Source organism: Pseudarthrobacter linnaei (assembly GCF_055412825.1).
On record NZ_JBVAYX010000005.1, the window covers coordinates 1 to 22643 of the forward strand.

27 protein-coding genes, 1 pseudogene and 1 riboswitch are annotated in these 22643 nt (G+C 66.4%); of the genes and pseudogenes, 18 read left to right on the plus strand and 10 right to left on the minus strand.

Annotated elements, in window-relative coordinates; genetic code table 11:
* Positions 1-1050: 1050 nt before the first annotated feature.
* The gene (locus ACZYZ3_RS06460; protein ID WP_463963003.1) at positions 1051-1830 is read right to left on the minus strand and encodes an SDR family NAD(P)-dependent oxidoreductase; all 780 of its coding nucleotides are present in this window, start codon (positions 1828-1830) and stop codon (positions 1051-1053) included.
* A gap of 83 nt (positions 1831-1913) precedes the next feature.
* On the opposite strand from ACZYZ3_RS06460, the gene ACZYZ3_RS06465 reads away from it, so the two are divergent.
* From ACZYZ3_RS06465 to ACZYZ3_RS06480, 4 genes are all read left to right on the plus strand, one after another.
* On the plus strand, positions 1914-2519 hold the full coding sequence (locus ACZYZ3_RS06465; RefSeq protein ID WP_463963004.1) for a TetR/AcrR family transcriptional regulator: 606 nt from the start codon (positions 1914-1916) through the stop codon (positions 2517-2519).
* 59 nt (positions 2520-2578) lie between these two features.
* Positions 2579-3118 (plus strand): TspO/MBR family protein, encoded by a 540-nt coding sequence (locus ACZYZ3_RS06470; RefSeq protein WP_463963005.1) that lies wholly within the window; start codon positions 2579-2581, stop codon positions 3116-3118.
* Positions 3119-3347: 229 nt separating this feature from the next.
* Positions 3348-3719, plus strand: coding sequence for a YidH family protein (locus tag ACZYZ3_RS06475; RefSeq protein ID WP_463963208.1), 372 nt, complete (start codon positions 3348-3350; stop codon positions 3717-3719).
* A gap of 20 nt (positions 3720-3739) precedes the next feature.
* Complete coding sequence (locus ACZYZ3_RS06480) at positions 3740-4069, plus strand: DUF202 domain-containing protein (protein WP_463963006.1); 330 nt, start codon at positions 3740-3742, stop codon at positions 4067-4069.
* A gap of 274 nt (positions 4070-4343) precedes the next feature.
* Here the strand turns inward: ACZYZ3_RS06480 and galT are convergent, their stop codons facing one another.
* A complete protein-coding gene (gene galT / locus ACZYZ3_RS06485; protein WP_463963007.1) occupies positions 4344-5453 on the minus strand; it encodes a galactose-1-phosphate uridylyltransferase in 1110 nt (369 codons plus the stop codon).
* Positions 5454-5620: 167 nt separating this feature from the next.
* Here galT and ACZYZ3_RS06490 point away from each other — a divergent pair, with 167 nt between their 5' ends.
* The 5 genes and pseudogenes from ACZYZ3_RS06490 to ACZYZ3_RS06510 all read left to right on the plus strand — a co-directional run bounded on the left by ACZYZ3_RS06490 (position 5621) and on the right by ACZYZ3_RS06510 (position 9462).
* On the plus strand, positions 5621-6424 hold the full coding sequence (locus ACZYZ3_RS06490; protein ID WP_463963008.1) for a DeoR/GlpR family DNA-binding transcription regulator: 804 nt from the start codon (positions 5621-5623) through the stop codon (positions 6422-6424).
* A gap of 51 nt (positions 6425-6475) precedes the next feature.
* Positions 6476-6931, plus strand: coding sequence for an Hpt domain-containing protein (locus tag ACZYZ3_RS06495; RefSeq protein ID WP_463963009.1), 456 nt, complete (start codon positions 6476-6478; stop codon positions 6929-6931).
* Positions 6932-7115: 184 nt separating this feature from the next.
* Positions 7116-7253: pseudogene (locus ACZYZ3_RS06500) on the plus strand (SDR family NAD(P)-dependent oxidoreductase); the annotation flags it as partial.
* Between the two features lie 328 nt (positions 7254-7581).
* On the plus strand, positions 7582-8541 hold the full coding sequence (locus tag ACZYZ3_RS06505; protein ID WP_463963010.1) for an aldo/keto reductase: 960 nt from the start codon (positions 7582-7584) through the stop codon (positions 8539-8541).
* 153 nt (positions 8542-8694) lie between these two features.
* Positions 8695-9462 (plus strand): SDR family NAD(P)-dependent oxidoreductase, encoded by a 768-nt coding sequence (locus ACZYZ3_RS06510; RefSeq protein WP_463963011.1) that lies wholly within the window; start codon positions 8695-8697, stop codon positions 9460-9462.
* A gap of 44 nt (positions 9463-9506) precedes the next feature.
* Here ACZYZ3_RS06510 and ACZYZ3_RS06515 read toward each other — a convergent pair whose 3' ends face one another.
* From ACZYZ3_RS06515 to ACZYZ3_RS06525, 3 genes are all read right to left on the minus strand, one after another.
* On the minus strand, positions 9507-9647 hold the full coding sequence (locus ACZYZ3_RS06515) for a hypothetical protein (protein WP_463963012.1): 141 nt from the start codon (positions 9645-9647) through the stop codon (positions 9507-9509).
* Positions 9648-9737: 90 nt separating this feature from the next.
* The gene (locus ACZYZ3_RS06520; RefSeq protein WP_463963013.1) at positions 9738-10205 is read right to left on the minus strand and encodes a class F sortase; all 468 of its coding nucleotides are present in this window, start codon (positions 10203-10205) and stop codon (positions 9738-9740) included.
* A gap of 255 nt (positions 10206-10460) precedes the next feature.
* Positions 10461-11150 (minus strand): ice-binding family protein, encoded by a 690-nt coding sequence (locus ACZYZ3_RS06525; RefSeq protein ID WP_463963014.1) that lies wholly within the window; start codon positions 11148-11150, stop codon positions 10461-10463.
* Positions 11151-11473: 323 nt separating this feature from the next.
* Positions 11474-11548, minus strand: a riboswitch (cyclic di-GMP riboswitch).
* Between the two features lie 434 nt (positions 11549-11982).
* Between ACZYZ3_RS06525 and ACZYZ3_RS06530 the strand changes: the two genes are divergently transcribed.
* Complete coding sequence (locus ACZYZ3_RS06530; RefSeq protein WP_463963015.1) at positions 11983-12192, plus strand: hypothetical protein; 210 nt, start codon at positions 11983-11985, stop codon at positions 12190-12192.
* Positions 12193-12204: 12 nt separating this feature from the next.
* On the opposite strand, the gene ACZYZ3_RS06535 is transcribed toward ACZYZ3_RS06530, so the two are convergent.
* Complete coding sequence (locus ACZYZ3_RS06535) at positions 12205-12591, minus strand: hypothetical protein (RefSeq protein WP_463963016.1); 387 nt, start codon at positions 12589-12591, stop codon at positions 12205-12207.
* Between the two features lie 70 nt (positions 12592-12661).
* Positions 12662-13030: a nuclear transport factor 2 family protein gene (locus ACZYZ3_RS06540; RefSeq protein ID WP_463963017.1), complete on the minus strand. Its 369-nt coding sequence runs from the start codon at positions 13028-13030 to the stop codon at positions 12662-12664.
* Positions 13031-13634: 604 nt separating this feature from the next.
* On the opposite strand from ACZYZ3_RS06540, the gene ACZYZ3_RS06545 reads away from it, so the two are divergent.
* Positions 13635-15044, plus strand: coding sequence for a trimethylamine monooxygenase (locus ACZYZ3_RS06545; protein WP_463963018.1), 1410 nt, complete (start codon positions 13635-13637; stop codon positions 15042-15044).
* Positions 15045-15165: 121 nt separating this feature from the next.
* Here ACZYZ3_RS06545 and ACZYZ3_RS06550 read toward each other — a convergent pair whose 3' ends face one another.
* Positions 15166-15402, minus strand: coding sequence for a hypothetical protein (locus ACZYZ3_RS06550; protein WP_463963019.1), 237 nt, complete (start codon positions 15400-15402; stop codon positions 15166-15168).
* Between the two features lie 189 nt (positions 15403-15591).
* On the opposite strand from ACZYZ3_RS06550, the gene ACZYZ3_RS06555 reads away from it, so the two are divergent.
* Together ACZYZ3_RS06555 and ACZYZ3_RS06560 are read left to right on the plus strand one after the other, a co-directional pair.
* A complete protein-coding gene (locus ACZYZ3_RS06555) occupies positions 15592-15795 on the plus strand; it encodes a three-helix bundle dimerization domain-containing protein (protein ID WP_463963020.1) in 204 nt (67 codons plus the stop codon).
* Between the two features lie 803 nt (positions 15796-16598).
* Positions 16599-16802, plus strand: coding sequence for a hypothetical protein (locus ACZYZ3_RS06560; RefSeq protein ID WP_463963021.1), 204 nt, complete (start codon positions 16599-16601; stop codon positions 16800-16802).
* 210 nt (positions 16803-17012) lie between these two features.
* Here ACZYZ3_RS06560 and ACZYZ3_RS06565 read toward each other — a convergent pair whose 3' ends face one another.
* Positions 17013-17267: a DUF6480 family protein gene (locus ACZYZ3_RS06565; RefSeq protein WP_463963022.1), complete on the minus strand. Its 255-nt coding sequence runs from the start codon at positions 17265-17267 to the stop codon at positions 17013-17015.
* A 61-nt stretch (positions 17268-17328) separates the two neighbouring features.
* Entirely contained in the window at positions 17329-18504 is a 1176-nt protein-coding gene (locus ACZYZ3_RS06570; RefSeq protein WP_463963023.1) for a zinc-dependent alcohol dehydrogenase, read from the minus strand.
* A gap of 513 nt (positions 18505-19017) precedes the next feature.
* Here ACZYZ3_RS06570 and ACZYZ3_RS06575 point away from each other — a divergent pair.
* The 5 genes from ACZYZ3_RS06575 (at position 19018) to ACZYZ3_RS06595 (ending at position 22588) form a co-directional block, all read left to right on the plus strand.
* Positions 19018-19248, plus strand: coding sequence for a zinc-ribbon domain-containing protein (locus ACZYZ3_RS06575; RefSeq protein WP_463963024.1), 231 nt, complete (start codon positions 19018-19020; stop codon positions 19246-19248).
* 107 nt (positions 19249-19355) lie between these two features.
* Positions 19356-19808 (plus strand): DUF2243 domain-containing protein, encoded by a 453-nt coding sequence (locus tag ACZYZ3_RS06580; protein ID WP_463963025.1) that lies wholly within the window; start codon positions 19356-19358, stop codon positions 19806-19808.
* The gene (locus ACZYZ3_RS06585; protein ID WP_463963026.1) at positions 19805-20530 is read left to right on the plus strand and encodes a hypothetical protein; all 726 of its coding nucleotides are present in this window, start codon (positions 19805-19807) and stop codon (positions 20528-20530) included. The genes ACZYZ3_RS06580 and ACZYZ3_RS06585 overlap by 4 nt, the downstream gene beginning before the upstream one ends.
* 64 nt (positions 20531-20594) lie before the next feature.
* Entirely contained in the window at positions 20595-21881 is a 1287-nt protein-coding gene (locus ACZYZ3_RS06590) for an NYN domain-containing protein (protein ID WP_463963027.1), read from the plus strand.
* Positions 21878-22588 carry a TetR/AcrR family transcriptional regulator gene (locus ACZYZ3_RS06595; protein WP_463963028.1) on the plus strand — a complete coding sequence of 237 codons (711 nt, stop codon included), beginning with the start codon at positions 21878-21880 and terminating at the stop codon, positions 22586-22588. Before ACZYZ3_RS06590 ends, ACZYZ3_RS06595 begins: the two co-directional genes overlap by 4 nt.
* Positions 22589-22643 lie beyond the last annotated feature (55 nt).

The window sequence follows — 22643 nt, forward strand, 5'->3', positions numbered from 1 at the left end:
GGGCAAATTCATTTCCTCATTAAGCGTCGGAATAACCACGCTCACCGAAGCCCTCGGTGAGGCGGAAACTCGCTCGGACGACGAATTCGGGGCCAGATTTGAAATAGACAAAAGCCTCACCACTTCATGAAATTTAGGACGCCAAAGGCGTGGCCCTTAGCGAATGAGAACCTAGCGGACAAATTCAAAGAGATCCGTCCATACTGTGCGTAAACCCAATACCCCAGCAGCCACTGAATGGTGGCCCTGCCTAAAGCCTAAAGTTCACCCAAAGTTGTGTCACGAGTGGTTGTTACTTGGTTGTCTGTTCCACTTCCTGCATGGCTCCAGCGGCTCTACTTGGGTCTCCGGTGTGGCCTACTCGGGAACTCTGAGTCATTCCTGAAAGATGTACTCGGTCAGCAGCAATGCAGCCATTTTTCGTTGAGTTTCAGCTGGTTTAACACCATACCTGAACGGTCCCGCCGACGCGATGGCATGGTCCAGAGCCGGCGTACACGGCGGTCTCACCGGCGTTGAACCGGCGGCTGCGGATGAGGGGGAAATGGGATCCCGGCTGCAGTTCAGCGGACACCCGGGAGGTGAATCACAGATTCCATGACCGTTTTTTCTTCGCCAGGAAAGACAGACGAAAGGCTAAAAAGGAGAAGTGTCGTTTTCGCGTCGAGAAAGAGCGGCTAACATCACCCAGTCGGGAGAAAATCTGTAAACTCACCATGGGAACAGCAGCGAGCCATTGACGATCGACCGGACTGCGCCGGCGCATTCTCGGCAATATGGACTCAGGATTCCGGTAATTCAACCAGCGGCTTCAAGAACCCGTTTTCGTAAACCGCCCCGCTCTGCGTGGGTCCAGCTGCAGCTCCCCGTTCGTTATTCCCGTCTGCCGCCTGGGCCTTCAACGTCGCAAAGGCCGTCGCAGTCTGGCGGACGGCACTGAAACCAACCCACGGAACCAGCCGGGCATCCCGCTGCCGCTCAGCGGGGCAACACGGGAGGACGACGGAGGGAAGCTCCCGCCGTCGTCCTCCTGCGTGCGCGTGACCGCGCTCAGACCGCGGACCAGCCGCCGTCGGAGGCCAGGATGGCGCCGTTGACGTTTGTGCCGTCGTCGCTGAGCAGGAACGTGATCGAGGCCGCCAGCTGGGCCGCGGTGGCAGGGGCCGGGATGTTCGCCCCCATGAGCGGGCCGAGGCGCTCGGCGGCGAGCTGGGAACCCCAGGTCGCCTCGATGTTGGTGATGGTGGCGCCGGGGGCCACTGCGTTGAAGCGCAGGCCCCTGGGCCCGTACATCACCGAGGAGTTCTTGGTCAGGCCGACGACGGCGTGCTTGGACGCGGTGTACGCGGCGCCGGCGGCGGAACCGCGGAGGCCGGCCTCGGAGGCGACGTTGACCACGGAGCCTGAACCCGCCTCGAGCATCAGCGGCACCACGGCGCGGGTCAGGCGCATGAGGGCGGTGACGTTGATCCTGAATACCCTGTCCCAGGTGGCGTCGTCGACCTCGTGGATCGGGGCGAAGTGGTCCATGATCCCGGCGACGTTCGCGAGCCCGTCGACCCTGCCGCCCGCGGCGGCGACGACGGCGGCGACGGTGTCCTCGTCGAAGATGTCACCGGCCACGGGGACCACGTCCAGGCCGCTGTTCCCGGCAACCAGGGCGTCCAGCCGCTCGGTGCTGATCTCGGCGGCGATGACCCGGCCGCCTTCCTTGGCAACGCGCAGGGCCGTGGCCAGGCCGATGCCCGAACCGGCACCCGTGACGATGACGGTTTTGCCGGCGAAGCGGCCCGCCGTGATGGATTCCTGCCATGCAGCTTCGTTGCCCATGATGTCCTTCCGAATGTTTCCAGTGCTGACGCCTTCCACCTTATGACACGCTGTGTCATTATGAAAGGGTGAATACTGGTGGGATGCCCCCGCACGATCCCACGCCTTCGGGCATGCGTTCCGCCGGGCGTCCCGTGACCATCGACCCGGACGCCATCGCCAGCCTCGCGCTGCGGCTCTTCGCCGAGAACGGCTACGAACGGACCTCGATGGAGGACATCGCCCGCGCGGCAGGCATCGGGCGCAAGAGCCTGTACCGGTATTTCTCCAGCAAGGCCGACCTCATCTGGGGCGGCATGGAACCGGTGATCGCGGCCTCAGGACTGGCCCTCAAAGGGGCCCGCGGCGGCCGGGAAGACAGCGAGGACCTCATGGCGGGGCTGCGCGCCGCCGCCGTCGCCGGCGTGGCGGCCATTCCCGATCTTTCGGTCTCACGCGGACGGTTGCGGCTGATCGCCGAACATCCCGATCTCGCCAGCCGGAGCTACGAGTCCATGGCGCCCCAGCGCGAGCAGGCCCGGGGGCACCTGATTGTCCTCGGCGTTCCCGAGGACACAGCCAGCTACCTGAGTGCCGCGTATCTGGCGGCCACCTTTGAAGGGTGGATGCGGTGGGCTGCGGGCACGGACCCGGATCCGGTGCCGTATCTGCTGGCTGCCGTCGAGGTGCTGCGGGTGCCGGGGGCCTGACCGGTTCCGCGGACCGCCGCCGTTTGACGTACCAGCCTCCGATTGTCCACAGTGAGTCAGTGCTTGCCAACGTTGAAAGAAGTCTGCCGCGCCCCGCGCTGACGGGCGGTCGCTCCTGGCGGCGGCAGGCCGCGGCACTGACCGGCTTTCTCGCGGTGTCCTGGATCGTGTCGCTGCTGGGCTCCCTGCCGATCCGGATGAACGCCGGCTGGTACGCCCTGGCCGAGAAGGCCCCGTGGACACCGCCGGGGTGGATTTTTGGCTCCGTTTGGCTGCTGCTCTACGCCGCCCTGGCCGTCGCTGCGTGGCTGGTGTGGCGGCAGCGGTATTTTCCCCGCAGGGCCGCGTTCACGGTCTACGGGGTTCTCCTGCTCCTGAACCTGGCGTGGCCGCTGATGTTCTTCGGCCTGTACCCGATGCTGGGGGCCGCCGCCTTGTGGCTGGCACTGCTCGTTATTGGTGCCCACGCCGCGGTGGCGACCCTGACTGTGCTCTTCTTCGGGCCCATCAGCAGGACGGCCGGAGTGCTGATGCTGCCCTACGTTTCGTGGCTCATCTTCTCGGCGAGCCTGAACCTGTACGCCGCCGTGAACAACTGACGGGTTCCGGGCCGCGGCCAGGATAGTGGGGAATTATTCCGTGGGGTGGCATCCTGAGAGCATCATGACCGCACACGAAGAGACCCCCGACTCGTCACACACCGGCCCAGAGGCACCCGGCCGTCAGACACCCGACCGTCAGGCACGCAACGCCGGGGAATCCGGCAGCGAGGTTCAGCCTGCGGGGGCTGCCGGGGCGGAGGCTGCCGGGGCCGTTACAGGCGCAGACCTGGGCCGCCGCGGAATCTTGGCCCGGGCGCTGAGCGGCGGAACCGACCCGGATCCCCGGTTCACCCTGGCCAACGAGCGCACGTTCCTGGCCTGGATCCGGACCTCGCTGGCGATGGTGGCCGGCGGTATCGCCGTGGAGGCCTTCACCACGGGCCTATTGGGCCCGGAACTGCGCAAGACCGTCGCCGTACTGTTGCTCCTGCTGGGGCTGGTGACCGGCGGCGGCTCGTTCTTCCGCTGGCTCAATGTGGAACGGGCCATGCGGCACCAGACTCCGCTCCCGGCGCCCCTGCTCGCGCCGATCCTGGCAGCCGGCGGTTCTCTTGTTGCGGCCGTGCTGATCGTTTTTGTGATCGGACGGCCGGCCTAGCCGTGGGGAAAACCAGGGCCGTGGCGGTGCACGATGACCCGGGGCTGCAGCCGGAGCGTACGGACCTCGCCTGGCGCAGGACCTCCTTGACCCTGATCACGGCGGCCTGCATTTTCCTACGCTGGGTACCCCACTACGGCTGGTTTGCCGGAACCCTGGTGGCGGCTTCACTGTTGGTCGCCCTGGGCATCGCCCTCACTCAGCGACGCCGCTACCACCACCACGCCAGCGGCATCGGCGGAGCGGTGATGGCCGCGAATATCAGGGGGACGGCGGCCATTGCCGGCAGCGTGGTGGCCCTGGCCGGACTGGGCATCTACACGGTGCTGTTCCTGCCGCTGCAGCGTTAGGACACACCCCCACGGGCTCACCCTTTGGGCTCCGGACTCCATCGATTGCTCCACAACGGCCGTTTTGAGTGCTCAAAAGGGCCGTCGTGGAGCAGTCGATGGAAAGTCAGGGGTGGTGAGCTCGTTCGGGGCTGTCACGACGGCGCACTCGATGGCGAAGGGCAGGCCGCCGGCCCTGCGTCGGTGCGGGTGGGTCATTACGCGGGGGCGCCTTCCGGGGTCAGGGCGGGGCGGCTGGCGTGGACGGTCGGTGGGGGGCAGGTTCAGCAGCGCATTAAACGGCTACTTCACTGGCCACCTCGCGCAGCCGGGCGGCGACGGATTCGGGGGTGGTGTCGTTGATGAACGCGCCCATGGCCGCCTCGGAGCCCGCCAGATACTTGAGCTTGTCCGCGGCGCGGCGCGGCGAGGTCAGCTGCAGGTGCAGGTGACCGGACCGGCGGAGGGCCGGCTCCAGCGGCGCCTGGTGCCAGGCCGCGATGTAGGGAGTGGGCGTGGGATACAGAGCGTCGAAGCGCTTCAGGAGCTCGGGGTAGAGCTGCGCCAGTTCGTCGCGCTCGGCCCCGTCCAGGGCGGCCAGGTCAGGGATCTGGCGGTGCGGGACGAGGTGGACTTCCAGCGGCCAGCGCGACGCGAAGGGGACGTAGGCGCTGAAGTGCTCGCCCTCGAGCACCATGCGGCTGCCGTCGCCGCGCTCGGCCCGAAGCAGGGAGGACGACAGTGTCCCCGTACCGTCCGAGGTCTCGAAGTAGGCACCGGCCGCGGCGGCCAGGACCGCGGCGCGCGGCGTGACGTACGGATAGGCGTAGATCTGTCCGTGCGGGTGGTGCAGGGTGACGCCGATGTCCGCGCCCCGGTTTTCGAAGGGGAAAACCTGCTGGATGCCGGGCAGCGCACTGAGCACCTCCGTGCGGTGGGCCCACGCGTCGATCACCGTGCGGGTGCGGCGCCAGCCCAGTTCGGCGAAGGATCCGGTGTGCTGCGGGGTGAAGGCGACGACTTCGCAGCGGCCGACGGCGGGCGCGGTGGACCCCCAGCCCGGCGCGGCGGGGACTGCGTGCGCGTCCGGCCCGAGGGAGGGGAATCGGTTTTCGAAGACGGCGACGTCGTAGTCCGGCGCGGGGATCTCGGTCTGGTTGGCCGGCGTCGTCGGGCAGATCGGGCACTGGTCCGCCGGCGGCAGGTGCGTCCGGGACTGCCGGTGCGCGGCGACGGCTACCCATTCGCGGCTGAGCGCATCGAAGCGCAGCTGGCCCGGTTCCGGGCGGGCGGGCAGCTCGCGGTGGTCCACAAGGGAGGCTGCGGGCCGCTCGGCGGAGCCGGCGTCGTCAAAGTAGAGGATTTCGCGCCCGTCGGCCAGCCGGGTCATGGTGGTTCGCGTCATGGTTCCAGTTGTACACGAGATAACATTTTCAAACAATAAAGCACAAAATGAAGCATAGAGTATGTGCTCATTGCCGTGCGTGGACGTTAGGATGTGCAGGAGGAAGCCTGCGCAGCCGCCGCCGTCCACTCCCCCGCTCTCCCCGCCGGCACACCTAAGGATGCAGAATGCTTGCCGCAGCCCGCCACTCCGCCATCATCGCGGAGGTCCAGCGCGAGCGGATTGTCCGCGTCGCGGACCTCGCCCAGATGCTGGGTGTGTCCCTTATGACCGTCCGGCGGGACATCGAGGCGCTGGATGCGGCGGGCGCCGTGGAGAAGATCCACGGCGGCGCCAAGCTGCCCGGCGGCGTGAGCACGCACGAGCCCGGCTTTGAGCTGAAGGTGACCCAGCTGCAGGAAGAGAAGATGGCGATCGCGCACGAGGCCGCCGCCCAGGTCCGCGAGGGCATGGCGGTGGGGCTCAGCGCGGGCACCACAACCTGGGCGCTGGCGCAACTGCTCTCCGCCGGGCCCCGGATCACGGTCGTGACCAACTCGGTGCGCGTCGCCGACGTCTTCCAGCAAAGCTCGTCCCCGTCCACCGTGATCCTGACCGGCGGCGAGCGCACGCCCTCGGATGCCCTGGTCGGTCCGCTGGCCACCTCGGCCCTGAAACAGCTGCACCTGGATGTCCTGTTCCTGGGCGTTCACGGCGTCGATGCCGACGCGGGCTTCACCACGCCCAACGTGCTGGAAGCCGAGACGGACCGCGCCTTCGTGGCCGCTGCCCGCCGGCTGGTGGTGCTGGCCGACCATACGAAGTGGGGCACCTTCGGCATCAGCACCATCGCCGACCTGGAGGACGCGGACGAGCTCATCAGCGACGAGGGCCTGCCCGGCGAGGCCCGGCGGATCCTTGGCGAGCGCGCGGGCCGGCTGCGGATTGCGGGCGGCGGGGCCGCGGGCAAGTCCGTGCAACCGGACCGTTAGGACTGACCCGCGCCACAGACTAGGCTTGACGACATGACGTTGGGGGACGCTATGAACAAACCACTGCCCGAGGCACTCAAGCCCGATCACCGGACCGCACAGCTGCCTTCTGGCACCGGTCCCACAGCATCACCGGCCCTGAACCCCCTTGCCATGCAGGCCCTGATCGAACACGCCGGGCGTTCTGCCGCCGCCAGGTTCGCGCATGATTTCCTCAACCTGTTCCAGGACCGCCTCACCCGGGTGGACGCAGCACTGACAACGGCGGACCCCGCGGCCGCCCTGAACGCCGTCCTCAGCCTCAAGGCAAGCTCGGCAATGCTCGGAGCGGAGCAACTGACCCTCTACTGCACAGGGCTGGAAACGGAACTCCGCGGACACCGGATACCCCACGCCGGCGCGCTCCCGCGGCTGGCCGCCGATTTCAAATCAGCCTTAGCGTTTGTCACCGCGGATACGTTTCCCAACGACGCCAACGACGCCGCCGGTCCGGCGCCTGCCCCCTGATCACTGCCGGGGCCAGTTCGCCGTAGAAGTAGGATGCCGGGACGGTGCCGACCCGTCCGGGGTGCCGCACCGTCCCGCCGGGGCCAACCCGACCATGCGCCGGTATCCCTAGAAGCCGGCAACCGCGCGCGGGAGGCACTGGGACTACCTGTATCACCAGTCCCTCCCGCTGGAGGATCGCCTCGTGTTCGCGAACAGGGCAGGCTCCATCCTGAACATCTCCTCCATCGGAGCGCGGATCTCGCCGGCCGGATCCGGGTACTACTCAGCCACCAAGGCAGCCCTGGAAGGCCTGTCGGGTTCGCTGCGCAAGGAACTGCAGCCGCTGGGCATCAACGTCACCGTCATCGAGCCCGGCGGATTCCGCACGGACTTCGCCGGCCGCTCACTGACCCCAGTCCGCGACGGCGATCGAGGACTACGCGGAGACGGCCGGGAAGCGGCGCAAGGAGCACGACACGGTCCACGGCACCCAGCAAGACGATCCGGCCAAGGCCGCAGCAGCGGTCCTGGCGATCGTCGAAAGTCCCAACCCGCCGTCGCTGCTGGTGCTCGGCCGGGACGCCTACGACGCCGTCGCCCGGGCGGAGCGCACGGACCTGGTCCATTGGCGGGACTTCAGCCTCAGCACGGGCATCGGGGGCTAAGCCATGGAGTACACCCGGCTGGGCCAGTCCGGCCTGAAGGTCAGCCGCATCGCCCTGGGCTGTATGAGTTTCGGCGACACGTCCCGGGGCTTCAACGAATGGTCGCTCGGCGACGAGGAAGCCGAGCCGATCTTGCGGCAGGCCGTGGAACTGGGCATCACGTTCTGGGACACCGCCAACGTCTACGGCTTCGGCACGTCCGAAGAGATCGTCGGACGCGCCATCAGGACATACGCGCGCCGTGAAGACGTTGTCCTTGCCACCAAGGTGCACTTCAGGATGCACGACGGCCCGGGCGGATCCGGGTTGTCCCGCAAAGCCATCATGGAACAGATCGATGCGTCACTGACCCGTCTCGGCACCGACTACGTCGACCTCTACCACCTCGATCCGGACGTGCCGATCGAGGAAACGATGGAAGCCCTGCATGACGTCGTCAAGGCCGGCAAGGCCCGCTACCTCGGGGCCTCATCCATGTGGGCGTGGCACTTCGCCAAGATGCAGCACAGCGCAGACCGGCACGGCTGGACGAGGTTCGTCTCGATGCAAAACCAGTACAGCCTCATGCAGCGGGAAGAAGAACGCGAAATGTTCCCGCTCCTGGCCGACCAGGGCCTCGGCAGCACCCCCTGGAGCCCGCTCGCCAAGGGACGGCTCACCCGGCCGTGGGGCGAACAAACGAAACGAGCCGACGCCGACCCCATGCAGCGCCGTTTCTTCAGCGACGATGACCGGCCCATCGCCGACGCCGTGCAGCGCGTCGCCCAGGCGCTCGGGGTACCTATGGCCCAGGTCGCGCTGGCCTGGGTGCTGCGCAACCCCGCGGTGACCGCCCCCATCGTCGGAGCCACCAAAACCCGGCACCTCGCGGACGCCGCGGCGGCCCTCGACATCCAGCTCGCAGACGAACAGGCGCAACAGCTCGAAAAGCCCTACACCCTGCGGATGCCGACCGGATTCTGAACAGGATGTCCCTCCACGGCGTGACCGGTCCGTGGGTCCGGTCAGCACCACCTGGCGGACCCGGCGGGGATCCGCGTCGGCGGCGACGCCGGCACCGTTACGATCAAGCGGGGACCGTGTCCGGTCACGGGTGGATCCGGCTAGGATCAGCGCATGGTTCGCGTATTTATCACCGGCTCGACCGACGGGCTAGGCCTCGCCAGCGCCCGGACCCTGCTGGATGAGGGCCATGAGGTCCTGCTGCACGCCCGCACCAGGGAACGCGCCGCCGCGCTCGATAAATTCGCCCCGCACGCGGCCGGCATCGTGATTGGTGACCTCAGCAGCGCCGCAGAAACCCGGGACCTCGCCGGGCAGGTCAACGCGCACGGGCTGATGGATGCCATTATCCATAACGCCGGCGTCTACCTCTCGCCGGGGCGCGTCGCGACCCCGGAGGGACATTCCCGCACCCTCGCAGTCAACGTGCTCGCCCCATACATCCTCACCGCCCTGATCGAGCGGCCCGCCCGGCTGATTTACCTCAGCAGCGGCATGCACCGCGGGGCCAGCCGCAGCCTTCGCGACATCGACTGGACCGCGCGGCGCTGGAATGCCGGCGCGGCCTACTCCGAGAGCAAACTCCACATCACTGCGCTCTCCGCCTCGGTCGCCCGCCACTGGCCCGACGTGCTCAGCAACTCCGTTGATCCCGGCTGGGTGCCCACCAGGATGGGCGGCGCCAGCGCCCCTGACGACTTGGCCATGGGCGGCGACACCCAGACCTGGCTCGCCGCCAGCGAGGACACCGCCGCCCGGGTCTCCGGCAAATACTGGCACCACCGCCGGCCGCAGAAGCCGGCCCCGGCGGTCACCGACACCACCTTCCAGGACAGGCTCACCGACACACTCGCCGAGCTCACCGGCGTCAGGCTTTTCTAAGGGAGCACCGATCAGCCCGGGTACGACCGGCGGACGGCATCCGGTTACAGCGGGCCTGTTCCGTCCGGCAGACTGCTATCGACCGGAAAGGTCATGAACGCCGGCGACTCGTACGGATGCACGGACAGTGCGGCGCCGACGACGGCGTGGCGCCCGGAGATGACCAGACAATCCATGGGCTCCATGGCCGAGAGTCTGCCACGGACACCGGTAGATGGCGGGTGCCGACGCCTACGCGCGGCCGAACCCCACCGCCGGTTTCCGCGCGGGCACCGTCAGGGAAGCGGTTCCAGATCAGCGGTGACGATGACGTTGGTTCCCTGGAGGTCGGCGGTGTAGCAGCTGACCAGAATGAGCCGGTTGGGGATCCTGTCCCAGATGGGGCTGTCTCTGAGCGTGTTTTTGTTCTCCGTGGTGACCGATTTGACGGTGTAGGTTGCCGGTCCGGCCGCTGTGGTGACGATCAGCTGGTTTCCCGGTTTTGCCCGGCTGCTGAGATGGTTGAAGGCCGAGTCGCGGCCCTCCCAGCTGTGGCCGATGAGGTACGTCGTGTCGGTGGAACCCGGGCTGCCGTAAGGGGTGAGCCAGTACGCGTCCGCGGTCAGCGGGGGAACGATTGTCGCCTGCGGTCCCAGGTCCTGGGGTGTCAGGGGCACCACGTCCTGGTCCATACCGATGACCGGATAGGTGATGCGCAGCGGCGGGGATCCTGGGGCTGCCGGGGTGGTCGCCTCCGCAGTCAACGGGGGCTCCGTGCGTGCCAGCGGTTCCGTCACCGGGACGGGTCCCGCCGCGGCAGGGGGCGAAGCCAGCCCAGACGTGAGGTAGACCACAGCCGCCAGCGCAGCCGCAGTCAGGGCCCCTCCGAATATCATCCCGGTTCGTGGCCGGCGGCGGACGGACCGCACGCCGGGCGAGCCTTCGGCTGCGGCCTGGTCATCCACCGGAAGACGTTCCTGTCGCCGCCGTGGCTGTCCGCGCAAGCTGTCGCTGCAGCGTCACTTGTTCCGTCGGAACAGGCGCCTTCCGTTGGTCAGCATCCACACCCCGATCAGCCCCGCCGTGGCTGCCGCACCAAGCACCATCCCGGCGTTTGAAACGGGGGTCTCTGCCGCGGTATCAATATTCACACCACGGCCCGTTCTGGTGTCCTGGCCGGCGTCCTGTCCGGTGCCCGGGCTGGCGCTCCCGGACCCAGCGGCGGGCATGGGCGACGCCGAAGTTGTCGGGGCTGACGATGCCGTGGCGGCTGCGGAGGGCGTCGGTGAGGCTGTCGGGGTTGTGGAGGCCGAGGGCGACGCTGTGGCGCAGCCGGGCATGGTGAAGACGTTTGTATCCAGCGACACCTGCCCGTTCCGGGCCAGTGCCCGGCCCTGGACCGTTGTGCCGGTGGTCGCCGTGATCGAGGTCAGGGCCAGAATGTTGCCGTTGAACGTTGACGCCGTACCCAGGGTGGCGGAGCTGCCGACCTGCCAGTAGATATTGCAGGCCTGGGCGCTGTTGGTCAGGACGATGCTGCTTGCCGTGGCGGTCGTCAGGGTTGAGGCGACCTGGAAGATGAACACCGAGTTCGGGTTTCCCTGTCCGTTCAGGGTCAGCGCGCCGCTGACGGAGAGCGGGCCGGAGGATTTGTAGACGCCCGGGGTCAGGGTTTTCCCGACCAGGTCACCGGCGACACTGGCGGTCATGGCCCGGCCTGNTAAAGCCCGTGATCGCGCTTCCGGGGTTCACCCCGAGGTCTCCGGCCAACGTTGTCGGTCCGGTGTTGGTGACCGTTGTTCCGCCCAGGACGGAGTAGGAAGCAGCCGTCCCCAGCCCCACCGGGGCGTCAGCGGCGTAGGCCGGAGCCTGGCCCACTAAGGCCGATGCCAGCAGCGCCGAAGCAAACATGGCGGTTCCCACCGCGGTCCGGTGTCGTAGACGGAGGCTCCGCTGCCCGGATCCATCACCGGACTCGGTTCGAGCATGGCTGAGGCTAAGAGAATTCGAAAGCAAAATGGGTCCCTTGTTAATCGGCGGCCCGGCCGACCGCGAGGGTCCCGTAGCTTTGCGTCGCGGATTCGCACCCGGTTTGCCCTTGTCGATGAGCGGATGCCCGCTCGGCAACCCTAACAGCCCGAGGCCGGCGTCCATTACCGTAGCCGATGCCCCACCCCGGGGACCGGCGGCCCGTAATGATGTGAGTTTCGCGTCTTTACACCCGGGTCCGCCAGGTTCCATGCGCGTGCACCGCATCGAAGCCGCCGAGCGAATGCCGGCTACGCCGCTCCGGCCTCCGCCGCAGCTGGTCCACTCTTCCGAAGCCGTCACCAGCTAGGCGGTTTGAACCGGCCTGAGGAGTACTCGTTGCCTCGGACCGGCCAGCCGATCCCGCTTCGCTGATTGGCCGGAATCAAGGACAAGCTAAGGATCTTGTGCCATGTCCCGTGGATGGATGCGCGCGTCCTGGTCCATCTGGCCCGCCGTTACTGCGGCGCTAATGGCAGCGTCGACGGATGGTCGCGGAGGAACGGCCCGGGCTTGCGGACCAGTCAGCGGGTACTTCCCGGCTTCGAGAGCCTTTTTGCGCCCCGCCCGAGCAGGTCACCGGAGCGGAACATCGCCCAAGGCTTTGAGTACTCAAATTCAAACGACGTCGCCCTGGGAATGATCGTGGAACGGCTTCGCGCTCGGCCCATCGTCGATGTCCTGCGGACAGACATCGTGGAGCCGCTGAATGCCGCCTGCTGACGGGGCCGGGAATCATCCGAGCGCCAAGATCAGGTAGAGGGCCGTGAGGACGGCCGCGGTGGGCGTCATGACAAGGCGTTCCGGTTTGCTCCGGGAGATCGCGTTCATGATCACACCGAGGGCGAAGTACGCCGTCAGCACCCAGATCGAGGTCGAAGTGACACTCTCATTGACCAGGGGCAGCACCAGGCCGGATTTGGCCACCGCGGCGTACCCGAAGACGGTATAGAGGACTATTGACAGTGCACTGCCGATCCTCAGCCCGGCCGGCAGGACCTCGTGTTGCCCGCCCCACGCCAGCCGTCCCCACGGCGCTCCGCCGATCAGGGCCCCCTGAAAGACGGCCAGGCAGGCCAGAACCGTGCAGGCCGCCAACGCGGCACACTGGTCCACCGTCATAACGATCCCCACCTTTCGGCCCTGCAAGAATCTTTGCTGACTGGGAGCAGGCTACGCAGTGGCGTCCCCTCTAGGTTCTCTCAACCCACTGGGCGCGCCAGGCCGGCGCGTCGAAGGCCTCACTCCAGTACGCCGTTTCCCTGGCAATTTTGCCGTCCCGGAACTCGAAGATGAAGACCGTTTCATACGTCGGGCCCCCATAATCCAGTGACGCCTCGGCCACCACCAGATCGCCGCCACTGACCAGCCTGCGGGGCGTTATGATCGGCAGTTGCGGGAAGGAGTTGTAGATTCCCCTTCGGTTCTCGGCGCCGCGCACGACTTCCCCGGACTGCGGCCAGTGCATAACCGCGTCATCATGAAACAGCTCATCCATGAGCTCCACCCGACGGTCGTTGATGCAAGCGATCAGTCGGTTGACCACATTCTCGTTTGCCATAGATTTATCCACAGTCTCCATGCCTTGCATCTTGCTCCGGCACAGTGGGTTCCGCCACTGCTTTTCGGCTGCGGGGCCGGCCCGGGCAGCACGCCGTCGCGGGCGCCCCACAGGATCAGCGTGGGCTGAGCCCGAAATGACGGACCCCGGATTCCACAGGCTCGGCGACCGGTTCTTCGACAGTGCCGCGCACTTCGGCAGGGCCGCGCACATCGATGCCGGCTCCGGGCCGGCACGCCGACTCTGCGGCGGCCCTCCCGGCTGCCGCAGGTCCCTCCTTTTGACTTATCCACAGCCTGGGTGCGCATAATACAAGAGGACCGCCGACCTTTTTGGATCGTAGGCGGACCGCTCGGAACAGTCATGCAGGACCATTTTCCTGCTGACAACAGACACCCACTGCCCTTTCTCCCGTTGCCGGCACAGGCCCGCAGGGATTGATTATCGAGGCCCGGCTCGCAGCCGCGCCGGCAGTGTCATTGATGAAGCCGATAACCGCCGTGCGTCTTGCGCCGTCTTGCGGTACGGCAGGTTTGCCTCACGGCCACCTCGTGCATTCCGAGCGTCGAATCTGATGGAGAAGATCCAACGAACAGGAGTAGGCATGTCTATGCGAGTCGGAATCATCGGGGCTGGCCCCAGCGGTATGGCACAGCTGCGGGCGTTTGAGTCGGCACGGCAGGCAGGAGCCAGCATCCCGGAAATCACGTGCTTTGAAAAGCAGGGCGACTGGGGCGGCCAGTGGAACAGCAGCTGGCGGATCGGCCTGGATGCCTTCAGCGAACCCGTCCACAGCAGCATGTACCGGCATCTGTGGTCCAACGGACCGAAGGAGTGCCTGGAGTTCGCGGACTACACCTTTGATGAGCATTTCGGCCGGGCGATCTCGTCCTATCCCCCGCGCGAGGTCCTCTTCGATTACATCAAGGGCCGGGTGGAAAAGTCCGACGTGCGCAAGTACGTCCGCTTCAATACGGCGGCCCGCTGGGTTTCCTATGACGAACAGGCACAGGAATTCACCGTGACCGTCGAGGATCTGGTCACCGAGACCACCGAGACCCACGTCTTTGACAAGCTGGTGGTGTCCACCGGCCATTTCTCCTTCCCGAATGTCCCCGAGTTCGAGGGCATCGGCGGATTCCCGGGCGAGGTGCTGCATGCGCACGATTTCCGCGGCGCCGAACGCTTCGCCGGCCGGAACATCCTGCTGATCGGCAGCAGCTATTCCGCCGAAGACATCGGCATGCAGACCCACAAAATGGGCGCGAAATCCGTGACATTCAGTTTCCGCAGCGCCCCGATGGGCTTCGACTGGCCCGAGAACGCGACGGAACGCCCCCTGGTGACGCGTTTTGAGGGCAGCACTGCGCATTTCAGCGACGGCACCACCGGCGCCTTCGACGCCGTCGTGCTCTGCACCGGTTATCAGCACAAGTACCCGTTCCTGCCGAGTGAGCTGTCGTTGACGTCGCGCAATGTGCTCTACCCGGACCACCTCTACAAGGGCGTGGTCTGGCAGGACAACACCAACCTGTTCTATCTCGGCGCGCAGGACCAGTACTACACCTTCAACATGTTCGACGCGCAGGCATGGTTCGCCCGCGATGTGATGCTTGGCCGCATCGAGTTGCCGGACGCCGCGGAGCGGACAGCTGACATCACCCTCTGGCTGGAGCGGCAGGCAGCCCTGGCGAGCCACGATGCCGAGGCGGATTACCAGACTGGCTACCTGCGCGACCTCATCGCGCTGACGGACTACCCGGAGTTCGATCTGGACACCGTTTCCGCACTGTTCAAGCAGTGGATGCGCGACAAGCAGGACAACATCCTCGGCTACCGGGACAATGTGCACCGCTCGGTGATGACCGGCACGATGGCAGCGCGGCACCACACGCGCTGGATCAATGCCATGGATGACAGCCTGGCGCGGTACCTGCAGGGCCCGTCGGAGAATGTGGACACCGGCGCCCTCACCGCCCTCACCGCGGCCACCCCCACGGGACAGCACGGGTAGCATCCTGGATTCCCCGTCTGAGGCGGTACCTGAACAGAGCGGACGACGGCGGAAGGTTTCCGCCGTCGTCCGCTCTGCGTTCCAGGGCGCCGAGTTTCAGCCGGCCCCGGTTACGCGTCACTTAAGCGAAACGGGCTTCGGACTCCAGCACGGTGAATTCGGTCGAGGCGCGGTCGGTCGGGATGCGGCGCGGCACGGTCCCTGCGAAGAAGATCCACACGGCACCGCCGCCGTCGCCGGTCACTTCATCGACGATACCGACGCCCAGATCCTGGTCGCCGAGACGGACGCGGACCTCCTGCCCGCGCTTTAGTTCACTCCCGTGAACGTTCCTCCCAGACTTTCCTTCGAAGCTCATGGCGGCGCCTTCCCGTGAACGGAGAGATGAGTCATCTCCAGCGTATGCGCGCCCGATTAACGGCGGATGAACGGGCCCCACAGGGAACGTCGGCCCGGGAGAGAAAAGCAGGCTTCGGGCAACCGCGGCCCCGCCACTGCGGGGCAAAAGTCCCTTGTCGCCGAAAACGGCCTGAATCACAATAAAAAAATGAGCGACGCCGAGAGGGAACCGACCATCCGCAAGGTTGCGGACCGCCTCGCCCCCCGCTTCCCCGCGATGCCACGGCACCGCATTGAAGGAATCGTCGCGGAGGAATACGACTCCCTGGAAACCGGGCGGATCAGGACCTACATTCCGACGCTGATCGAAAACAGCGCTCGGAGCAGACTCCACCGTGAGCTCAATAGTTAGGCAGCCTGAGACCCCAACAGGGTGACCGGCGCCCGGAGGGGTGCACTGTCAGGCCCTCCCACGGTTCCTCCACCAGCCGTAGCCTGCACCCCTGACCAGCCGAAATGATGTGCCCAGCCCACAGCCGCCGGAGTTGCCGCGGGCTTCGCCGTGTCGGCCGCCCCCGCCGCCTGCACGCCGGCCACCGACACGGTCGCCCAGCCCACCGCCGCCCAGCCCACCGTCAGAGAACGCGAGGACAGCCATGGCTCCTACTGAAGCAGCGCGCAAGAATCACGAGGAACTGTTCCCGGGTCGCGTTTCGACCCTTGCCGGCGTCACCCGGTTCTGGTCCGGCGAAGGCCTGCGTCCTCTCCTAGGACTTTGGGCCAAGCCCGGGCACGGGCAGCAGCCGCAGCGGGTCCGGAGCCCGGCGGCCCGGTGCCGGTCACGCCCGCGCCTGCCCGGGGGCTGAGCCGAAAGCACATGCCCCTCCCCCGTTTCCGGCCCAAGCGGGCCCGTCCCTAGTCAGCGCTGGCCCCGGCCGGCGCCTCCTCGGCGTCCGCCTGTGATGAGTCTCACGGACAATAATGCGAAATAAGCTTGAGGCGACTGCGCCGCGCTGTGCACTATGGAAAGGCGCGGCAGGGACGGAAACTTCCCGGCGGCAAAAGTTTTACCCATCCTGGTGGACGCAATGAGGCCAAACCGGTGAGCTCGCAGAGCCGCCAGCGGTCCCGGAGCGTTCCCGGTATGGCCCCTACGGCGGCTCCGCATCGGTGCGGCGGCCGGACACCCGGATACATGAACGGAAGCACTGAACAATGACGTTTGAAACTGCCACCTCTGTCACGCACAAGCTCTGGGACCGCTCCACGATGCACCACGAACTGGACTCCCTGATCCACGACCTCTCGGTCCGCCACAACACCCCGAAGAGCAACATCGCGGTCCACGCCAGCGGGCCCAGCACGTTCACGCTGAGCCTCAACCACGGCGCCGCCGGTCTCGAGTCCGTCTCCTCCTAGCACCACAGCGACGGCGTATACGTCACAGCCGCCACCTTGCTTATCACCATGCCCATGCTGGTTCACTCCGCTCGGACAACGCCACTTCCTCGAAGGCGCGGCCACCGAAGGCCGGAAGGGCTGACCGGGAGACCAACGGTGAAGCCGGGCACCGCCCCATAATGGGCCGGGGCCCGGCTGCCGGCATGCTTTCCTGGGGCCGCTTAGCGGCTACTCGCTGTGCCCTTGATCGCGGCTCATCTGGTCCTCGGCCGGAGGCGTCTCTCCCGGCGGCACTCCCCCACCCGGCTCCAACCCGGTGATCTTGCCGTTGAGCGGATCCGGGTTGGCCGAGGCCCCCGCATCAGGGTCGCCTGACGCGGCCGGATTCGGGATTGAGTATTTACGCACGCCCGGATTTTTTCCGCCGTCCGCCCGCGGCGGGTCGGGGTTGGCGGGATCGTTTTCGGGATGATAGGTGCTCATCGGCTTGCCTTTCGTTGTTCTCGGATTGGGTCTGGCCAGACTGACTTCTGCGCGACCGTGCTCAGGGCTTCAGGATCACCTTGATGCAGCCGTCTTCTTTCTTCTGGAAGATTTCGTAGGCGGCCGCGGCGCCGTCCAGGGAAACTTCGTGGGTCTTGAGGTCCATCACGCCGAGCGGGTCACTCGGGTCTTCCACGAGGGGCATCAGGTGGTCAGTCCAGTTCCGCACGTTGCACTGGCCCATCCGGAGTTGGATCTGCTTGTCGAACATGGTGAGCAGGGGCATCGGGCTAGCCGTGCCTCCGTAGACGCCGCTGAGCGAGATCGTGCCGCCGCGCCGTACTGCATCGATGGCTGCGTGCAGGACGGTCATGCGGTCCACGCCGGCCGTTTCCATCGCTTTCTTAGCCAGCGCGTCCGGCAAGAGACCCACTGCATGCTGGGCGAACGCGCCAACGGGCGAATGGTGCGCTTCCATGCCGACGGCGTCGAGCACCGCATCAGGGCCCCGACCCCCGGTCATCTCGCGTAGCTGGTCGCCGAGGTCTTCCGTAAAGTCCATGGTTTCCACTCCGTGCCGTTCTGCCATGCGGCGGCGTTCCGGAACCGGTTCTATCGCAATGACCCGTTGGCCGAGGTGGCGGCCGATTCGGCTGGCGAACTGACCCACTGGACCGAGGCCGAAGACTGCCAGCGTGCCACCCTCGGGGACATCGGCATAAGTCACCCCCTGCCAGGCAGTGGGCAGGATATCGGAGAGGTAGAGATAGCGTTCATCAGGCAGCTCATGGCCCACTTTGATCGGTCCGTAATCTGCGTGCGGCACCCTCAGGTATTCTGCCTGGCCACCGGGGACTGACCCGTAGAGCTCGGAAAATCCGAAGAGGCTCGCGCCGCTGTTGTGGTCGTGGACCTGCGTGGTCTCACACTGGGATTGCAGCCCCTGCCTGCACATCCAGCAATGTCCGCAGGATATGTTGAATGGGATGACCACGCGGTCACCGGGCACAAGGTTCGTTACTGCGGTCCCCACCTCCTGGACTATGCCCATGGGTTCGTGTCCGAGGATGTCGCCGGACTTCATGTACGGCCCGAGCACCTCGTACAGGTGAAGATCGGAACCGCAGATTGCCGAGGATGTAATCCTCACAATGGCGTCCGTGGCCTCCTGGATCACCGGATCCGGAACCACCTCTACGCTGACCGACCGCTTTCCCTGCCAGGTAAGTGCTCTCATGCCGTACTCCGCTCAGTAGAAATAATAAGTATGCTGACCACTTGATTATTGCTCGTCGCCGCGTCTATGAAAAGCTCCCCAGTCTGCGGGCGCGGCGAGTGCTTGTCATGTGTTGAGTTGAAGGGCCAGTGCCGGGCGGTGGCGGTCCTGGCGGCGACATGATCCTCTGATCCTCTGGATCTCCGGCCAGCAGGTGCCTGCCGGCGTGGCAGTTGGCGCATACCGGGCGAACGCGCCGGGGTCGGCGGGCGATCTGCGGCCGATATGTGCCGGAGGTGACGGCCATCCGGTTCCGACCACAATCCGGGGAAACCTCTCTTCCCCTATCTGCAATGCAGACATTGCAGGTAGACTCGGACACAAGCAAGCATGCTTACTACTTCGTTAGTGGAAGCCTCTGTCCCCCGCAGAAAATCCCGGTTTGCCTTCGTCCCCGGGACCGAAGGCGCGGCTCAGCAAGAAGATCGTGCTCTCCGCGGCCCTGACCGGCGAACTCTCTGAAAGGCACCAACCGTGTTCCTCCTCTTCGGCCTCAAGACCGTCCTCAACAACCTCCCCGGACGGCCGGCAACCTGCCAGTATTGCGGCCGGTCCGCTCACCACCACCTCCAGGAACGCGCCACCAAGTTCACGATGTTTTTCATCCCGATCTTCACCACGTCCCGGAGCTACCGGATCACCTGCTCGAACTGCGGTCAGACGTCCGCCATCAACTCTCGGCAGAAGAAGGCGGTGGCCTGGTGAAAGCCGGCAGCGCCCGTTCCCGCCCGGCTCAGCGGTAACGCGTGGCCATGGCTACTCCACGGGCTGTGCCCGCTGCCGCCCGGACGCGGCCCACAAGGCTTGCCGGCTTGCTCTACGGGATGGGGCTGGGCGGTTTCGTTGATGGCATCGTCCTGCATCAGATCTTCCAGTGGCACCACATGCTCAGCGACACCCCGGATAACCCGGTTACGACGCTTGCGGGCCTTGAGGTCAACACGCTTGCGGACGGCTTTTTCCATCTGGCGATGTGGCTGCTGGTGCTGGCCGCGTCAGTATCCACGATCACCGCATGGCGCCGGGGGCGGTTGGCGCCGAACTGGAGCTTCCACTTCGGGCTCGTTCTTATGGGTTGGGGAACATTCAACATCGCTGAAGGCCTGATCGATCACCACATCCTTCAGGTGCACCATGTCAGGGATGACCTTGGGGGACCGCTGTCCTGGGACATCGGCTTCCTGCTCGTCAGCGTGCTGCTCATCGGAGCAGGGTGGCTTCTCCATCAGCGCGGCGCGCGCAGCCTGAAAAGGCAAACGGCATGACAATCTCTTTTAGCGGTGCGGCCGGGCAGGCTCTCGCTGCCGCCTTCAAGGCCCTCAAGGCGCTGCGTCCCAACCGGCCCATTCACCCCACGGGCGTGGCCCTCACCGGAACCATCGAACGGCGGCCTGGCTGCGTGGAAAGCGGCATCCTGTGGATAGATTCCCCCGGCCCTGCGGCGGTGAGCGCCCGGTTATCGCGGTCGATCGGCATGCCCTCGGGCTGGCCCGACATCCTCGGCCTGGCGCTGCGGGTTACCACGGAGTCCGGGCCGGCGGACATTTTGCTGGCATCAACAGCCATGTCCTGGCCTGGCCGACTTATGCTCACCGCGCACCGCTATGCCAGCAACAGCAAGCTGACCTCACTCATGCCCTACAAGGGATCCGCGGGGCCGGTTCTGCTGGCAGCCCGCCCGGAGGCAACCGGAAGGGGACTTTCGGCCACCCCCGAGGCATTCCGCGAGTCGCTGGCCGCCGGGGCCTGGACTTTGGGCCTCTACCATGCGCGGCCCACCGGGCCCTGGGTCCGGTTCGGCACCCTCCTGCTGACCCTCGATCCGGAACAGACAGACCTCAACACGCGGTTCGACCCGCTGAGGCGTCCCCTGCCCGGGGCCGGCACCTACGGATGGGCGGCCCAGCTTCGGGCGCCCTCCTACCAGGCCGCCCGCCAGCGGCGCCCGCAGCCGCGGCGTCAGCGGGCCCCCGGACGGTCGGGGTAAAAGGGCACAACACCAAGGGGACCAAATCCGGCACGTGCAGCGCTCCTGCTGGCACACTGAGCCGATGAGTGATCCTCTCCCCCGGCCCGGGCGTCCCGGCATCCGCGCCGCGATATTCGTTGACTTCGACAACGTCTACACCGGCCTGTTGGCCCTGGACCCGGCCGCCGCCAAACGGTTCGCCGAGGATCCCAAGCATTGGACGGAGGCGCTGGCCGACGGCGGTGCCGGCGAGGAATCCCGGCGCTTCCTGATCCGCAACTGTTATCTCAACCCGGTGGTGTACTCGAAGTACCGGACCTACTGGACGCGGGCCGGGTTCCGCGTGATCGACTGCCCGTCGCTGACACAACGGGGAAAGAGCAGCACGGACATCAACCTGGTGCTGGATGCCATGGACGCGCTATCCGGCAGCGGCGGCCTCGACGAGTTCGTCATCGCCTCGGCCGACGCCGACTTCACGTCCCTGATCCAGCGGTTCCGCGCCGCGGACCGGATGACCACAGTCATCGCAGCCGGAGCCGTGGCCTTCGCCTACCGGGAAATGGCGGACCACGTGGTGGAGTCCCACGACTTCGTCGCCATCCTCAACGGCACCACGGCGGAGCCGATTCATGCGGTGGCGTTCCCGAAGCAGCAGCACGGCCCGGCCGCGGCGAAGCCTAAGACCAAGGCGGGCTCGCCCGCGGTCCGTGAGGTTCTGGCGTTCATCCGCACCGCTCCGGGCCCGGCGGCCGGCGCGATCGTGGCCCACCGGGCCCTCACTGCAGACCCGTCTCTGAAGACGGACTGGGGCGGTTTCGGAAAGTTTGGGACCTGGGTGGCCCAGATCGGCCCAAGCGTCGGATATTCCCCGGCGCGGGGCGGGTGGGTCTGGGACGCCAAGCGGTTTTCGAGCGAGGATCTTCCTGCCCCGGCGGACCTGCAGCCCGGCATCGAGGAGCAGGTCACCCGGGTGACGGATGTTCCGGCACTGTCGGCGGCCCAGTTCCGGCAGGTGTTCCTGGCCATGGCGGCCAGGCTTCGGGAGCATCAGCTCAACCGCACCGAATTATCCCGGCTGGTAAGGGATGACTGCGTCAGCGCGGGCCAGCCGGTCTCACGCAACGCCGTGAACTTCGTCCTTCAGGGTCTCGCCTACGCCAATTTCCTGCTCACCGACGAGCCGGCGGCAGCAGATCTGGCAGCAGCCTGGACCGCGAACGTGGAGGAACTCTGCCGGGTGGCCCTGCTGGAGTTCGACGCCGTCGAGAAGTCCGCGGTGCGCCGCTGGGCCAGCGGCGGGCTGCTGGAGTCCAGGCCGACTGAGGCGAAGGCGGCACGAGCGGTTGTGCTACATTTCGGCCCATGATCCCGCACCTGCCAAGCCACCATGCCGATGCACCCGCTGCCGCCGCCATCGGGCTCCTGGCGAGGCAGGGCTATGACGCAACCTCTGTTGACGACCTCGCGGACGCCGCCGGCATGAGCCGCAGCACGTTTTTCCGGAAGTTCGGGTCAAAGGAGGACGTGGTCTTCGCTGACCACGAGCGGATCCTTCGGCAGGTAACCGACCGTCTGGCGGAAACGATTCAGGAACCGCTTGCAGCGATCGAGGATGCGGCGCTGCTGGTTTTCAATCACCACTTGCGGAACCAGGAAACGTCCCGCGCGCGCTATGAGCTCATGCAGGCCGTGCCTGCACTCCGGGACCGCGAACTGGTCACGTCCCACCGGTACGAGAGGGCATTCGTGCAGCACCTGCTGGATGGACTGCCCGACGTCGAGCATCGTGAGTACAAGGCTGTCTCCTTCGCTGCAGCCGCGGTCGCCGTGCACAACGCCTTCCTTCGGGGGTGGCTACGCACTGCACCCGCAGGCAGGGAAGCAGTGACGGCTGACCGGGACAGGTCTGCTGCACTCGCGCATGAGCTTCGGGCCCTCTCGGGGATCTTCCGGCCGGCGCTGCTCGGGCCCGGCACCTCAGCGCAGGCGTCCCCGGCCGTCGTCGTGACCGTCCTTACCGCGGGCGCCGACGAGGACGCGATAGTGCAGGCGGTCCGCGCCGCGCTGCACTAACGTCGACGCTCCCTAGTGAAACTGAGTTTCTTGACGTGGAACCGCGTTTCATTGC